This window comes from Paenibacillus sp. OK076, from assembly GCF_900110055.1.
GTDB lineage: Bacteria > Bacillota > Bacilli > Paenibacillales > Paenibacillaceae > Paenibacillus.
This window is the reverse complement of sequence record NZ_FOCH01000005.1, coordinates 71,792-86,714: the sequence shown is the minus strand read 5'-3', so window position 1 is coordinate 86,714 and position 14,923 is coordinate 71,792. Positions and strand designations below refer to the sequence as shown.

Below are 14,923 nucleotides of genomic sequence, written 5' to 3'. Positions count from 1 at the left end.
TCCAGTCTTTGGATTTTGATGTATAATCAATGCGAAACAAACCTATTTGAACTTAAATGAACGTTATCGGTAGATGGACGACCACTCTTGCACATACAGGGAGGAAGCGACATGTGGAACGGGGATGCATTTGAAAATCCCGAGGCGCAGTACCGGGTTCATCCCTTTTGGTTTTGGAATGGGGATATGGAAGAAGAGCAAATCAAACGGCAAATAGCCGAAATGTCCGCACAGGGCGTAGGTGGTTTTTTCATCTGTCCACGTCAGGGGCTGGAGATTCCCTATCTGTCCGAAGCATGGTTTGACAAAGTACGGATTGCAGTGGAAGCGGCGGCCGCCTGCGGCATGCAGGTATGGTTATATGACGAGTATCCCTACCCAAGCGGGATGGCTGGCGGTGAGGTGACACTTGATTTTCCTGAGGCGAAGCAGCGCCAGCTTGTACATCAGCATATTTGTGTTCATGGCGGAGAAACAGTGGATCATGAGTTGCCGTGGGGTCGAATTTTAGTGGCGAAGGCAATACCCAAGGATGCGCAGGGCCAAAGATTGTGGCATGAATCCATTGATTTGCGCAGTAACATCGGCAATATCCAGACTGATCAGGTGTATCAGGAGACAGGACTCACGTCGTATAATCGCAAGCGGTTTTTTACATACCGAACGGCTTTTCGCCTGTTGTGGAAAGCTCCCGCTGGGGAATGGGACGTGATTATATTTCAGGAAGAAGAGATGCATGATTTCAAATATTACGGCAACTTTGTAGACCCGTGTCACAAAGAAGCGATGAGCCGTTTTATTGAACTGACCCACGAACGGTATAAGGAAGCCGTTGGAGAACAGTTTGAAAGCGTAATTAAAGGTATGTTCTCCGATGAAATTGCGCCGCTTGGGCGTATCCCCTGGTCTCCACAGCTTCCTCACTATTTCAGTGAACGCTGCGGTTACAGTCTGATCGAGTCGCTACCCGGTCTGCTGCATGGCGATGTCCCAGATGCAGAACGAATTCGGTATGACTTCTACCAGTCGTTACATCTGCTGCTCAGGGAGTCGTATCACAAACAGGTACATGACTGGTGCGAAAAAGCAGGGATTCAGTATGCGGCAGAAGTGCCCGGGGTAAGGATGACCACGCAGTTGTTTAGCCATATGCCAGGTGGAGATTCCGCGCACGAGAAAATCGGACGCCCCTTATCCTGGATTCTGGAACGGTATGGCAAAAAAATGCGCGACAATCCGAAGATGGTCAGCTCACTTGCCAGACAGTTGGGACGAAGCCGTAATCTGATTGAGTGTTTCCACAGTGTAGGCTGGTCGATGACCTTACAGGATGCCAAATGGATGATTGACCGGATGGCAGCCATGGGTACCAACTTTTTTAATTTTCACGCCTTCTTCTATACCATCGACGGACTTGCCAAGCATGATGCACCGCCATCCCAGTTTATACAGAACCCGTATTGGCGTCATTTCCGGCAGTTGGGAGATTACGCGGGGCGTTTAAGCTATCTGATGAGCACCGGGACAGCGGACATTCGAATTGCCGTGCTTGATCCAACGACCACGTTCTGGAGCCTGATGGGAAATCCGTTACACGGGTTCGAATATGGCGGAGAAGACGAAGCAGAACGGACGCAGCTGGATCGTCTCACGAACGATTGGATGCGGATCACCTCGCATCTGCTCGAAAACAGACGTGACTATGATCATCTGGACCCCGAGCTGTTAGCGGAAGCTGTGCTGGCAGAGGGCACGATTCAGATTGGCGCTGCACGTTATGAAGTGCTGATTCTTCCACCGATGCTGAACCTGGAGGCAGCAGCCTGGCAGCAGGTGAAGCAGTTCGTGGAACAGGGAGGAACGGTTATATCTGTAGGCATGCCGCCGTATGTAGCCATCCAGCCAGGAAGCCCTGTAGGAAATGAGGCCGCCCAATTCTTTGGTGCAGGTAACCAGCCGCATGAGGCATATTGGGGCAATGCGGACGAAACAGGTCATGACAGCAGCGAATTGATGTGGCAGCAGGGACAGGGAAATGCCTATTTTCTACCTGCGGGAACAGGTCGCGGGGATGACTTCTCCTTGGAACTGATCTCCCTGCTGCTGGATCAGGTACTGCCCGAACCGATCTGTTGGATCATGGAAGAAGAAAGTGCGTCGCTGCTTATGCAGACCCGTCAATTATCGGACGGAGAGTTTATGATCTTTTTGTCCAACCAGGAAGGACAACAACTTGAAGGGCAATTGAAAATGGTAGCCAAGCGCTTATGGACGGATGTGGATCTTTCAGCGGGTACAACTCTGCTGGCGGAACGGCTCAATCTGGAGAACGGACAGCGTGAACCATTGCCGTTTACCAGCAGTGGTGGTGAATGGTGCATTTCGTTAAAGCTTGCTCCCTATGAAGCACATGCGGTAAGGCTTACTTTACAACATGCCCAAGAGGCATTAGAGGAGAATTCTTTTGCTCTGAATCAAACAGGGACGAAGTCTGGCGCGGGTCGTTTAGTTACTGAGACTGAGAACGAACCCTATACCATTCAGCTTCCTTCGGAAGGGCCATGGCGACTGGAAAGCGTACAGTCCAACACACTTCGCATGGGGCAGTTCAACGTAACAGCTTCCAATGACAACGGTGTAATTTTTGAACGTAATCATGTTGCAGTCAAACCGTTTATTGACCAGGCGGCGGAATTATCGGAGAACCATCATCTGCCGCTCCAGTTTAATCAGGTATTTGGCACACCGAAGAAAGCATCCGTTGCCTACCCAATCCAGTGCAAGTATACGACTACATTTGAGCTGAGAACGGCATTGGCAGAATGTCTGTTATTCATGGACAGGGCGGCGATATCAGGTGACTGGATCATGGAAATCAACGGAGAACCGATTGGACCCGATCAATTTGAGCCAATTGAAATTACCGATCACCATAATATTGGCTGCAATATAACTGCGTTGTTGCGCAACGGCCTGAATGAAATGACCGTTACCATACAGGTTACGAGGGATGAAGAAGGTATCGTTGATCCGCTGTATCTGCAAGGGAGGTTTGGCGTGGAATTCCATCATGAAGGCATGGTCTCTCTCGTTCGTGAGCCGGATACGGCGACTCGAATTGGACCTGAGCCACAGCCGTTTTATCCCCATTTTGCAGGAGAGATGAGTTACAAACGCAGCTTCTGGGTGAATCAGCCTACTGAAGAAGTCGCCTCCTTTGAACTGGAATTCAGCGACTGGCAGGTGCAGGATGTGGTAGAAGTACGGGTGAATGGTTACAGTCTGGGCGTTCGATGCTGGTCTCCATATCGCTGGAGGGGAGAAGTCTCCTGGCTGCGAGCAGGGGATAACGATATTGAAGTACGCGTTACCAATACATTAATCGGACTGCTGGAAGGTACGTATTTTGACTCGGGTAGCCACCGTTTGCTGGAAGCTGGTCATGTATCAGCTGAAGAATAAACCTCACAAGATAAACGGATTTATTCCTTAAGGAGTTAGAAGGATCGTTGATCTGCTGTTCTACAGCAAGGATAATGAAAAGCCGGAAAAAAGCAATTGAACGTACATTTACACGATAACGAAGAAACAGTGTGATTCATTCGCTATTGAAGAAGCAAGTGGGAGGAGAAATGATGGGACATCGTATCCAGTTTGACCGCTACCCGGGTGGCGTGATGAAGGCTTTGACGTTCAGTTATGACGATGGTGTGGTACATGATCGCAGACTGGTGGAAATTTTCAATCAACATGGACTGCGGGGCACATTCAATCTGAATTCCGGTACGCTGAGCAAGCCTGGCCGAATTGAGACGACAGAAGTTGCGGATTTATATGCTGGGCATGAAGTGGCTGTACATACGGTCACCCATCCCACATTGCCCTATGTCCCGGATGAGCTGCTGACCGAAGAGATCATGGAAGATCGGAGAGTGCTGGAACAGCTGGTCGGTTATCCGGTGCGAGGTATGGCCTACCCGAATGGGGGTTATGACCGTTCACTCAGCACCAAGCTCGAATGGCTTGGCATCGATTATGCACGCACGGTTGAATCCTACGGCAGGTACACACTGCCTGAGCGGCCGCTCGAATGGCATCCAACCTGCCACCACAACCATGATTTGACAACCCATGCCGAACGATTTATCCAGCATACGAAGACAGGTACGCCACTCCTGTTATATGTATGGGGTCACAGCTATGAATTCAATGATAACGACAATTGGCAGATTATTGAACAGTTTGCTGAGCAGATTGGCGGTCGGGATGACATCTGGTACGCCACAAACATCGAAGTGATTGCTTACTGGAAAGCGGTCAAACGCCTGGAATGTTCAGCAGACCGGTCGATTATCCACAATCCATCGGCTATCTCTGTCTGGTTTACGGCGGATCAGCAGGTGGTTGAAGTGAAGGCTGGCGAGACATTGCGACTAACCGAACGAATTAAGGTATAGGAAGGGAGCTGAAGATCATTCGTTATTTTCATGAGAACGAGGCGATTGCAGGCAAGGTGTATGATTCAATTCCGGATATTTTGACTACCGTGGCACAGCGTTATATTGGGGACCATCCGAAACACTCCTTTTTGTTCCGAGCGTACCACCGTGGAGGCTTCCGTAGACTGGGGGATTATCGTTATGATCTGAATTTGGATGCCAAATGGAAAGAGGCTCGTGCAGGCCAGTACGTGTACGTATGGGGCAAGTTGTGGAGCCAACAGGAGGCTACGTTAAATACGGGACTGAACTGTTATAGTCCGGTGACGGTCTATGTGAACGGAGAAGAGATTTTCAAATCGGAGCTGTTGCAGGAGTTATTTCCCGAGCGAAGAACCCAGATTCCGATTTCCGTGAAATATGGCTGGAACGATGTGCTGCTTTGTTTTGTAAAAACAGAGGTGGGATTCGGCGGGATCTACGGAACAGCCTCATTTAAAAACTTCCCGCTGCACTTCCTCACACCTGGTTTGGACCGCCAAGGACAGGAGGGTTGGCTGTACTCGGAACCAGTCGATGAACCTTTATCATCACTCCCTCGTGATGGCATGACTGAAGCAGAAACGGGCCTCTCCTGGTATCCGCGCAGGGACTGGACAGAAGGGGAACAGAAGGCTGGAGCTTTCGCCAGAATCTTTGGGACAGAGCAGCCTGCTGTTGCGTACGCATGGTCCAAACTGGATGTCATCCAACCGGGATCGACACCTGTTCTTCTGCAAGGAAAACATGAAGGTGCCCTCACCCTGTACGTTGATGGCAAGGAGATATATTCCGCTGGGCAAAGCGGTAATTTCCGCGTTGAACTGCCTCGCCGATACGGTGGTTCTGATCTGGTAGCGAAAGGTGAAACCAAGGCTGGGAGCGAGTTGTGGGGATTCACACTGGAAGATGCGAAGACCTCAGGGACGAAAGGCTGGAGATTAAGACCACCTCATCCGGTTGCAGGATGCCACGATGCGTGGCTGTTTACGGGTGTATTTTCCCCAGGATCTGAACCATCTCCCCAAGATATTGTGGTAAAAGATACCGTATTTGATGATGGAGCCCAAGGCGTATACTGGCATGTGGATCTTCCTGAAACGAGTGTCCGTCCCTATTTGGAAAATACCCATTATGGCAAATGGAATTATCCACTCGGGGTCACCCTGCTTGGACTTCTTCAGATTGGCCAGGAGTTGGGACGTGACGACTATGTTCAGTATGTGCGTGACCATATCGGCCTGAGTACGTCGTTTGACCGTTATGGTCTATGGGATCGGGAAGGGTACGGCGCCGCGGGAATTAATAATCAGTTGTCTGCGATCGACAGTCTGGATGACTGTGGTTCGTTTGGATCTACTTTGCTGGCAGCGATGGAACTCGGCGACATTCGTGGGGGGAGAGATACCGCAGATCGTATTGCGGGCTATATTACGGATGAACAGGAACGTCTGGACGACGGAGCCTTTTACCGTGTTCGTGGCAGCGGAGAGATGCGCCAGGAAACGATGTGGTGTGATGATCTGTATATGAGCACACCTTTCCTGATGCGGTACGGTCAGTTGACGGGAGATACTTCTTATTGGGATGATGCGATCAACCAGTTCCTGATGTTTCGCAAATATCTGTATATTCCCGAACAACAGATCATGTCCCACGTGTATGATTTTGTGCGTGGACGGGCGACAGGTATACCATGGGGGCGCGGGAACGGATGGGTTCTGTTTTCGCTAACCGAACTACTGTCGATTCTGCCAAGCGATCACGTCAAACGGCCGGAACTGCTGGGCTTCTACCGGGATTTATGTCAGGGGTATCTGGCGCTGCAAGGTGAAAATGGTCTCTGGCGTCAGGTGCTGAACCGCCCGGATTCGTATGAGGAAACCTCCTGCACGTCCATGTTCATCTACGCCTATGCCCGCGGTATTCGTGAAGGCTGGCTGGAGCAGCCAGCGGCCTACCTGGATGCGGTACGCATAGGATGGGAGGGTATGACCCATCTGTCCATTGATTACAAAGGCAATGTGTACGGTGTATGCCGGGGTTCCGGTTACTCCTTTACCGCACTCTATTACCGGGATGATCTGGGATGGATTCTGAACGATACGCACGGTATCGGCATTGTGCTTCTGGCCGGGATTGAGGTGTATAAAATGAACCAGCAGCTGAGCCGGATTTCGCTCGACTCTTCGGTTAAAGCCGTGCAACGCTAGTACAGCAATCATGAGTTCATCTGCATATAACCTAACGACAAATAAAGCGGCACAGCCTTAGTGGCTTACCGCTTTTTCGTTATGAATGGAAATATTCCATTCACATTCCAAATTAAACGTGTGGCTAAAACAGCTCCAATTGCTCCGGTCCTTCTTCCTGCTCCGGCTCCGTACGGTCAGGGAAGGGCTTCACGGGCTGCTCCAGCAGCTCCATCATCATCTGTGCATTGGCAGCGGCGTCGCCGCCCGAGTTGTTGTTGAAAATCACATATACATCTTTGCTCTGCTCCTGCAATTCCTCCAGATAACCTTTCCACTCCAGCAGCTCTTCCTGGTTGTAGCGATACAGATAACGGGTTTCGCGCCAATTAGGTGCACCATTCTGATGCCAGCCTGATACATTGCGCCCATGCATACGCACCAGTGTCATTTCGGCATCGGTAGCCTCAGGTACAATAGGGATAGATCCTGGACCCGCCTGAGGTTCATCACAGACGCTGTGAATCCAGCCCTGTTCCTTTAGAAATGCCAGCGTCCGTTCACGCATGCCCTCTTCATACCAGCTGCGATGACGAAATTCGAGGGCACAAGGGATGCCTTCCATTCTCAGTTTTACTTCACGCAGTTCATTGACGTTGTCCCGATTGCATTCAAACCACGGCGGGTACTGGAACAAGGCCGCTTGCATCTTGCCTGCTTCCATGACAGGCTCCAGGGATTCGCGAAAGGCCTTATACATCTCTGAGGTGCTTGTGAAATAGGGTTTTCCTCGCAGATGTCCGGTCATCCCTTGATAGGCTTTGACGATAAAAGCAAAGGATTCCGGCGTTTCCGCTGCCCAGCGTGCCATCCGGTCCCGAGGCTGAACGGCGTAGAAGGAACTGTCTACCTCCACGGTCGTAAAATATTGTCCATACAGACGGAGCTTGTCTTTCGCTTTGGTACGGTTGGGGTACAAATCCTCCTGATCTCCCCAGCCCGTAAGTCCAATCCGAATCATAAATAACACCTCCTGCTGCTTTCCTCTTATGTTAGCGTTATGTTTCAGTTGTCTCATGTTGTTCATGAAGTGAAAATGCCATAGTGGTTCTGTATCAATCTTCTATGTATAGTTAACCGATTTGCGTGGGCCTGACTATGTTTAACATTATATCGTGTGGTATCCGGCCGTTCAATGTGGACGATCCTTGGAAATTTTTGAGTTTGAAGGATAAAGACGATACAATGGCTAAAAGCTATAGAGATATGATCCGGCTGATAGAACAGCTTATTACGGATAGTTGGGCCAGTGACCATGTGGAGGGCGATACGTAATGACGGAATGGTATGAAAAGAGTTTTGGAGAAGACTACCTTCTTGTGTACAAACATCGGGATGTGCAAGGCGCATATCAGGAAGTACATAAAATGATCAATTGGTTAAAGCTTGAGCCAAAGTCCAAGGTGCTTGACCTGTGCTGTGGTATGGGTCGACATTCTCTGGCCCTGGCTGACGCTGGTTTCCAGGTGACCGGAATCGACCTGTCTGATGTGCTTCTGCGTGAAGCACGCAATATGGACACCGAACATCGTGTAGAGTGGTATCACGCCGATATGCGTGAGCTTCCGTTGAAAGGCGGATTTGACGCCGTGGTCAATCTGTTTACATCATTTGGTTATTTCCGAGAGGATGGAGAGCAACTAAGAGTGTTACGCGCCATTCATCGGATGCTGAAGCCAGGTGGCAGCTATATTATTGATTTTATGAACACGGCTTATGTGACTCGTCATCTGGTGCAGCATTCAACACGTGAAAGCGAAGGACAGAATATTGAGGAGTTTCGCAAGATCGAGAATGGATTTGTGCAAAAAGAAATTCACATCACCGATACCGTATCGGGCCAAAAACCGCGGATCTATCAGGAACGCGTCAAGCTGTACACTCGCGAACAACTACGTGATCTGCTTCACGAGGCAGGACTCGTGGTGGATCAGGTACATGGCGGTTATGATGAAGAAAAGTACGATGAGCAGGCATCGCCGCGGATGATTTTTGTCGGTCATCGGCCTGAGCAGTAGAGTCGGAGGAGAATATTAATGAAGCAAACGGAATCCATTTCCATGCCAGCAGGCATGCATCGGGTCAAGATTACTATGGCTTTTCCACTGCGTTGGGTGAACAGCTATGTGCTTCATGAACCGGATGGAACAATAACGATTGTTGACCCGGGACCACGCAGTACTGAGACGGAACAGGAGTGGCACGAAGCACTTGCAGATTTCAATTTAACTTTTCAGGATATTAGTCAGATTGTACTGACCCACCATCACCCCGATCATCTGGGGTTGTCCGGCTGGATACAGCAGCAAACGGGTGTGCCTGTTCGAATGTCCACACGATCCCGCCAGGAAGCGGATTACATGTGGGGAACAGAGGCAACCATCAATACCGTTTTACCTGAATATTATAGTCGCCATGGCATGCCGGAAGACAAGACGCAGCAGATCCGCGAACATATGGGGGGATTCATCTCACAGATTACGCCACTTCCGGTAGTGACACCGATTGAAGATGGTGAATGGCTGGTTATGGGCGGGAAAAAGTGGCTTGCTGTAGAAACCGGTGGTCACGCCCCAGGGCATCTATCCTTCTATGCGCCGGACTCCAGAGAGATCTTGTGTGGAGATGCCGTATTGCCGCAGATTTCACCGAATATCAGCTTGCAGCCGGGAAGTGACGATCAACCTTTATTATCTTACATGGAAGGGCTGCATCGACTGGGGGCTTTGGATGTAGAAGTGGCATATCCTGGCCATCGGAATCCGTTTGGTCATTTTGCCGATCGAACGGTTCATCTGCTCACTCATCATGAAGAGCGCCTACAGAAGATGATGGAGCAAATCCGCGAAGCACCGACGAATGCGTATGATATCTGTGTGTTTATGTTTGGTGACCGATTGGGAACACATCAGCTTCGTTTTGCGATGAGCGAAACTTTGGCGCATCTGCAAGAATTGATCCGGCGAGAGCATATTGTACAGGAGCAGCAGCCCGACGGAGTGTTCTTTTTTATCGAAAATACTTAGAGGATGACAAGACTTTGACCAGGAGAACTGCCTGTTCAGAGTCTTTTTTTTGCGTGTGACGACTCAAATAAATGAAAGCTTTAGTCTCTCTTAACCGTTCATTCATCTTCTTTTAAGGCAGCACTTCTATGATGAATGCATGAACTTCGCCAGAGAAAGCAGGGAAGAGCGATGACCAGGAAAAAACGAAATCAATGGAGAAAATGGCAAGCCTCAGCGGCAGCAACGTTGACCGTGGCTGCACTCTTTCAATATGTAAGAACTTCTGATGCCTTTGATGTCGCTTATGCGGCGGCTAATGGTACCGATATAAGCAGTACAGCTTCTACCCAGATAGATGCTCAGGATGATGTCATGGACGAATGGACGAACAACACAGATAACAATTCCGATGCATCGTCCAATGAGGGTGATAGCCTGGATGAGGGAACGACGGATGGAAGCACTGCCATCGGTTCGAATCAAGGCAGGTCGTCGGGTGGCTGGATAACAGATCAGAACAGCAATCAGGATACTGACTCCGGATATAGTCGTGGCAATTATCAGTCACGCACAGGTGCGTCATGAGCCGCACGGAGCAAGTCTCCCGTCTTCTCAAGTTCCGCTTCCGGGCGATGAACACGAACGTGGAAGTTCAGTTAGCCGCAGGACGGGAAGAGGCTGAGCATGCGGCAGCCATGGTGAAGAATTGGTTCGAAGCGCAGGAACAGCGTTTCAGCCGATTTGTGGCAGACAGTGAATTGAATCGTCTGAATCGTTGCACAGGGTGGATGCCCATATCCGCAGCAATGGACGAAGTGTTAAGTTTGGCATACGGTTATATTGGTCAGACGGAAGGGATTTTTCAGCCGGGTATTTCTCAGGCTCTGCGGGCTTCTGGTTATGATGTCAGCTTCGAACAGCTGCAACAAAGAAGAGGACTTCCTCAATCAGGAACCGAACGCAGATTGGACATTAAAAATTTGAAAATAGCAGATATGCTGAGAGACGAATATGACTATAGCCGCCCACGTTGGATTCAAAGGGAAGGCAGCCGAATGGTTCATAAGGACCCTGGGACTGAGCTGGACCTTGGAGGCATTGTTAAGGGTTGGGCCGTTGAGCGTATCGCCGATTGGCTGCAACGTACACTTCATATTTCGGCCGGATTAATCAATGCAGGTGGAGATATTCAGGCATGGGGAACAACATCTCATCCGATGTGGTCCGTGCAAGTCACTGACCCGTATGAGGAGAAGCGTGATCTGATAGGGAGAATTCAATTGAGGAAAGGTGCGGTGGCCACTTCAGGAGTGATACGAAGACAGTGGCAGAATACGGACGGAAGCCTCTCACATCACTTAATTGATCCCCGGAAGATGGAGCCAGCAGATACGGATGTGCTACAGTGTACCGTTCTGGGCCAGCATACATCGCAATGTGAGATTATTGCCAAGACCGTCTGCATTTTGGGAAGTGCCGATGCAGTAGGTTGGTTAAACCGTCATTACGATCGTCATGACGTCCTGTGGATGACCCGGGATGGGAGCACTTATTTTAGAGGAAATACCGGTACGCTCGCTGAACGCTGGCCTGGTTTCGATCCGGATCACCGCTTCAGTCTTATATAAACGACAAGTCTATCAGATATGGGGGAGCCGGTTATGGCGCAATGGATTGTAGATTACCTGCCGACGTGGAATATCATTCGAATTAGTGGGATAGCCGCTTATTTGCTGCTCTTTGCCGGTGTGTTTCTGGGGATTGCCCAAGGGATGCCTATAGCTAAAGGGAAACCCAAAGCAGCCATGTTTAAATGGCATACCCGAACGACCTGGCTCGCCTTTGGACTTGGACTCATTCATGCGTTAACCCTATATATTGATCACTATAGCCCATTTACCTGGAGTGAACTGCTCCTTCCGTTTACGGCTTCAGTACATCCGATTGGCAGCGGACTGGGCACGTTATCCTTGTATGGTTTGGTGATTGTACTGCTATCCAGTGATCTGCGTAACAAGCTTGGCCGCAAATGGTGGTTTATGTTCCATATGTTGTCTTATCCCGTATTCATCGGTTTACTGTTCCATGGTATGGTTACCGGCTCTGATTCAGGCAATGTGCTTATGCGTCTGATGTACGTGTTTACTGGCTTGAGTGTTCTTGGTATTACGGTACTTCGAGGCATGCTGCGAGAACGCAAAGGCCCGGAAATTACGATTGGACCCAGTCGTATACAGCCTAAGCCGGCAGCGGAACAGAAATGGGCTGAGGTGTATCGTTTGGCGGGAGCGGGAAGACAGGAGCATCTGAAATAGTGTAGTACAAAAGAAATGAATCCATACAAAAGAAGCGGCCTTCATGGCCGCCTTTTTGTCATGATCAGTATAAATTGGAGAGTGGAACATGCGTGGTTCGTTATTTCCAACTCCTGTTACACATGCAAATTATACGATATCATCGCTGACAGGCTTTTCTCCCAAAGCTGCTTCAAGCTCCGATTGTTTGCGATGCGCAATCCGGCTGCTGGCCGCTGAGGCAATGGCCCCCACAATATCATCCAGAAACGTATGCACAGGCCCAAGGCTCTTGTCGTTCAAACGTTCAAGCACACCGGGTTTGAGCTTGTCTACATAGCCGTAGTTCGTAAATCCGATACTTCCGTATACGTTGACGATGGAGAATGCGAGAATCTCATCCACGCCATATAACCCTTCATCATTTTCAATCATCTCCTGCAAAGGAGAAATGAGTTTGCCTTGCTCTGCCAGCAAGTCCAGTTGAATGCCTGTCAGGACTGCGTTCTGCACCTCACGTTTGCGTAATACTTTCTCCACATTGTCGATACATTCTTCCATCGTAAGACCCGGGTAATACTTTTTCTGCAGCATCATGACCAGTTCTGCGATCTCAGGGATCGTAACGCCCCGCTTGTGCAGCCATTCCCTTGTTGCCTCTGCCACTTTGCGGCTGTTCAGGCTGTATGGGATTTTTTCTTGCTCCGGATGTTCCATGGGCGATTCCTCCTCTGAAGTTAGCAATGTCCCTATACTTGTATCCTGATACGTTATTAACCGTTTTGGGTTTCTTTGTTATCCCTCGATGGGTGTGGAGGGTCTGTTTTCAGCTTTATGCATGATGAGCTTGTTTAAAAAGTAGTTATTTTTTGAGCAAAGGCTCGTATACATGGTAGTACAAACTGTAAAAATGATGAGGGGGAACGTGATCATGAGTAAGATCCGTTATTTGCGTACAGCTTCTGCAGCTGCGCTGTTGAGTATTCCTGTGGTGTTATCCGGATGTGGCATGTTTGGGGCACAGTCCTCCGAAGCCATTGATCCACCGCCGCCGATTCAGGAAGCGGCCATGATTCAGGCGGCTGAAGGCAATGGCTCACTTGCCAAGCTGCCACTTACAACCGTGTATCTGCAGGATCAACAAGGTTTGCTAGCTCCGGTATCCATGACACTCCCGTCAGGCACGGACGTTAGCAGTCCCAAAACAGCCCTGGATACACTTGTGACGGGTGGTCCATATGCAGGTATGTTGCCTGAAGGATTTCAGGGCGTACTCCCGCAGGGCACCGTTGTTCAGAACGTAACGATTCATCCGGATGATAAGCTGGCAGTCGTGGAGTTCTCCGGCAATTTTGCCAAGTATGATGCCAAGAACGAGCGCAAAATGCTGGAGGCAGTTACCTGGACACTCACGGGTACCCCGGATGTGCAGAACGTACAAATCTGGGTAGACGGCAAAAAGTTGACGCAAATGCCAGTAAACAGCACACCGCTGCCGGAACCGTTGAATCGGGCGGTGGGCATCAATCTCGATTTGGGTGATACATTCACGACCAACAGCAGTCCGGTAACGGTATATTTTTCAGCCGCTTCGCCAGCAGGCATTCAATATTATGTCCCGGTTACGCGTCTTGTGACACCAGGTGGAGACCGGGTGCAGGCGGCGTTGAATGAACTGATCAAGGGGCCAGCCAAAGGTGGCGAGCTGGAAGAGGTCATGACAGGTGGAACGCAGCTGCAATCGGTCAAAACATCCGAGGATGGAACCGTAACGGTTGCACTCAAAGACGACATGTTCACCGAGGGGGACGTCGTGCCAAGTGAACTGCTGCAATCCGTCGTATTGACTACGGCCGAGAACACAGCTGGCAAGGAAGCTAAAGTCCAGATCGAATGGAATGGGCAAAAGACGGTCATGAGTGATGATAACCGGGATTACAGTGCCCCAGTATCGAAGCCTGAATATATCAATGAAATTCCAATTTAATCCACAAAGGTGGTTTAGCCTACTGTCGATAGAACTCTTTGGGGGACAGGTGCTTTTAAGTGAACTCTTTGGTAATATAGAAGGGATTAGTAAAAGTGTGAACAAGCTCGACATTACAGGATGCTTAAGTCGTAGGAGGCAGAAATGATGAGATCTAACGGACGAACCAGCGACCAGCTGCGCCCGATGAATTTAACAATTAACACGAATAAATACGCCGAAGGTTCTGTACTGATTGAAGTGGGAGATACCAAGGTTATTTGTACAGCTACGGTGGAGGAGCGTGTTCCTCCCTTTATGAAAGGGCAGGGTAAAGGCTGGGTAACGGCTGAATACTCCATGCTGCCACGTGCAACACATACCCGTAATCAGCGTGAAGCGAACCGCGGCAAATTGACTGGACGCACCATGGAAATACAGCGTCTGATTGGCCGTGCACTGCGCTCAGTTGTTAACTTGCAGGCGCTTGGCGAGCGTACGATTACACTGGACTGTGATGTTATTCAAGCCGACGGAGGTACACGCACAACGTCCATTACCGGTTCGTTTGTAGCTCTGGCGCTCGCGGTGAACAAAATTGCCCAACAGTATAAATTGCAAGTATTCCCGATTACGGATTTCATTGCAGCAGTAAGTGTGGGTGTAGTTGGAGAACAGCCTGTGCTGGATCTGAACTATGATGAAGATTCCAAAGCCAAGGTAGATATGAACCTCGTGATGACAGGCGGCGGGAAATATGTGGAGCTTCAGGGAACAGGTGAAGAAGCACCCTTTGACCGTCGTGAGCTGAACGCGATGCTGGAGCTGGGTGAGCAGGGCATTCTGGAGATGATTGAGCGCCAAAAAGAAGTTCTCGGTCCCATTGCACTCAAGATCGGTGCTCGTGGATTAGGAGAAGCCTAAC

General features: G+C 49.8%; 12 protein-coding genes. 10 read left to right on the top strand and 2 right to left on the bottom strand.

Translation table 11 applies throughout. From position 1 onward, the window contains the following. Nucleotides 1-111: 111 nt before the first annotated feature. The 3 genes from BMY78_RS27120 (at nucleotide 112) to BMY78_RS27110 (ending at nucleotide 6,691) form a co-directional block, all read left to right on the top strand. Nucleotides 112-3,462, top strand: a complete 3,351-nt coding sequence (locus tag BMY78_RS27120) for a glycosyl hydrolase (RefSeq protein ID WP_090904417.1) — start codon at nucleotides 112-114, stop codon at nucleotides 3,460-3,462. A 170-nt stretch (nucleotides 3,463-3,632) separates the two neighbouring features. Next, nucleotides 3,633-4,457 carry a polysaccharide deacetylase family protein gene (locus tag BMY78_RS27115; protein WP_090904416.1) on the top strand — a complete coding sequence of 275 codons (825 nt, stop codon included), beginning with the start codon at nucleotides 3,633-3,635 and terminating at the stop codon, nucleotides 4,455-4,457. Between the two features lie 56 nt (nucleotides 4,458-4,513). After that, the gene (locus tag BMY78_RS27110) at nucleotides 4,514-6,691 is read left to right on the top strand and encodes a glycoside hydrolase family 88/105 protein (protein WP_256222459.1); all 2,178 of its coding nucleotides are present in this window, start codon (nucleotides 4,514-4,516) and stop codon (nucleotides 6,689-6,691) included. A 124-nt stretch (nucleotides 6,692-6,815) separates the two neighbouring features. On the opposite strand, the gene BMY78_RS27105 is transcribed toward BMY78_RS27110, so the two are convergent. Continuing rightward, complete coding sequence (locus BMY78_RS27105) at nucleotides 6,816-7,691, bottom strand: DUF72 domain-containing protein (protein ID WP_090904414.1); 876 nt, start codon at nucleotides 7,689-7,691, stop codon at nucleotides 6,816-6,818. 313 nt (nucleotides 7,692-8,004) lie between these two features. Between BMY78_RS27105 and BMY78_RS27100 the strand changes: the two genes are divergently transcribed. The 5 genes from BMY78_RS27100 (at nucleotide 8,005) to BMY78_RS27080 (ending at nucleotide 12,053) form a co-directional block, all read left to right on the top strand. Continuing rightward, the gene (locus BMY78_RS27100; RefSeq protein ID WP_090904413.1) at nucleotides 8,005-8,748 is read left to right on the top strand and encodes a class I SAM-dependent methyltransferase; all 744 of its coding nucleotides are present in this window, start codon (nucleotides 8,005-8,007) and stop codon (nucleotides 8,746-8,748) included. An 18-nt stretch (nucleotides 8,749-8,766) separates the two neighbouring features. After that, complete coding sequence (locus BMY78_RS27095) at nucleotides 8,767-9,756, top strand: MBL fold metallo-hydrolase (RefSeq protein WP_090904412.1); 990 nt, start codon at nucleotides 8,767-8,769, stop codon at nucleotides 9,754-9,756. A 171-nt stretch (nucleotides 9,757-9,927) separates the two neighbouring features. Beyond that, nucleotides 9,928-10,323, top strand: coding sequence for a hypothetical protein (locus BMY78_RS27090; protein ID WP_090904411.1), 396 nt, complete (start codon nucleotides 9,928-9,930; stop codon nucleotides 10,321-10,323). Further along, the gene (locus tag BMY78_RS27085) at nucleotides 10,320-11,366 is read left to right on the top strand and encodes an FAD:protein FMN transferase (protein ID WP_090904410.1); all 1,047 of its coding nucleotides are present in this window, start codon (nucleotides 10,320-10,322) and stop codon (nucleotides 11,364-11,366) included. The genes BMY78_RS27090 and BMY78_RS27085 overlap by 4 nt, the downstream gene beginning before the upstream one ends. A 33-nt stretch (nucleotides 11,367-11,399) precedes the next feature. Beyond that, on the top strand, nucleotides 11,400-12,053 hold the full coding sequence (locus tag BMY78_RS27080) for a ferric reductase-like transmembrane domain-containing protein (protein ID WP_177185886.1): 654 nt from the start codon (nucleotides 11,400-11,402) through the stop codon (nucleotides 12,051-12,053). Nucleotides 12,054-12,182: 129 nt separating this feature from the next. Here the strand turns inward: BMY78_RS27080 and BMY78_RS27075 are convergent, their stop codons facing one another. Further along, the gene (locus BMY78_RS27075) at nucleotides 12,183-12,749 is read right to left on the bottom strand and encodes a phosphatidylglycerophosphatase A family protein (protein WP_090904408.1); all 567 of its coding nucleotides are present in this window, start codon (nucleotides 12,747-12,749) and stop codon (nucleotides 12,183-12,185) included. A 214-nt stretch (nucleotides 12,750-12,963) separates the two neighbouring features. On the opposite strand from BMY78_RS27075, the gene BMY78_RS27070 reads away from it, so the two are divergent. Together BMY78_RS27070 and rph are read left to right on the top strand one after the other, a co-directional pair. Next, nucleotides 12,964-14,019: a GerMN domain-containing protein gene (locus tag BMY78_RS27070; RefSeq protein ID WP_090904407.1), complete on the top strand. Its 1,056-nt coding sequence runs from the start codon at nucleotides 12,964-12,966 to the stop codon at nucleotides 14,017-14,019. Between the two features lie 144 nt (nucleotides 14,020-14,163). Further along, nucleotides 14,164-14,922 (top strand): ribonuclease PH, encoded by a 759-nt coding sequence (rph, locus tag BMY78_RS27065; RefSeq protein ID WP_090904406.1) that lies wholly within the window; start codon nucleotides 14,164-14,166, stop codon nucleotides 14,920-14,922. Nucleotide 14,923: the final 1 nt, after the last annotated feature.

Bases quoted from the DNA above. Each gene is read 5' to 3' on its own strand.
- BMY78_RS27120 (WP_090904417.1), top strand. From the start codon at position 112: ATGTGGAACGGGGATGCATTTGAAAATCCCGAGGCGCAGTACCGGGTT.
- BMY78_RS27115 (WP_090904416.1), top strand. From the start codon at position 3,633: ATGATGGGACATCGTATCCAGTTTGACCGCTACCCGGGTGGCGTGATG.
- BMY78_RS27105 (WP_090904414.1), bottom strand. From the start codon at position 7,691: ATGATTCGGATTGGACTTACGGGCTGGGGAGATCAGGAGGATTTGTAC.
- BMY78_RS27100 (WP_090904413.1), top strand. From the start codon at position 8,005: ATGACGGAATGGTATGAAAAGAGTTTTGGAGAAGACTACCTTCTTGTG.
- BMY78_RS27095 (WP_090904412.1), top strand. From the start codon at position 8,767: ATGAAGCAAACGGAATCCATTTCCATGCCAGCAGGCATGCATCGGGTC.
- BMY78_RS27090 (WP_090904411.1), top strand. From the start codon at position 9,928: ATGACCAGGAAAAAACGAAATCAATGGAGAAAATGGCAAGCCTCAGCG.
- BMY78_RS27085 (WP_090904410.1), top strand. From the start codon at position 10,320: ATGAGCCGCACGGAGCAAGTCTCCCGTCTTCTCAAGTTCCGCTTCCGG.
- BMY78_RS27080 (WP_177185886.1), top strand. From the start codon at position 11,400: ATGGCGCAATGGATTGTAGATTACCTGCCGACGTGGAATATCATTCGA.
- BMY78_RS27075 (WP_090904408.1), bottom strand. From the start codon at position 12,749: ATGGAACATCCGGAGCAAGAAAAAATCCCATACAGCCTGAACAGCCGC.
- BMY78_RS27070 (WP_090904407.1), top strand. From the start codon at position 12,964: ATGAGTAAGATCCGTTATTTGCGTACAGCTTCTGCAGCTGCGCTGTTG.
- rph (WP_090904406.1), top strand. From the start codon at position 14,164: ATGATGAGATCTAACGGACGAACCAGCGACCAGCTGCGCCCGATGAAT.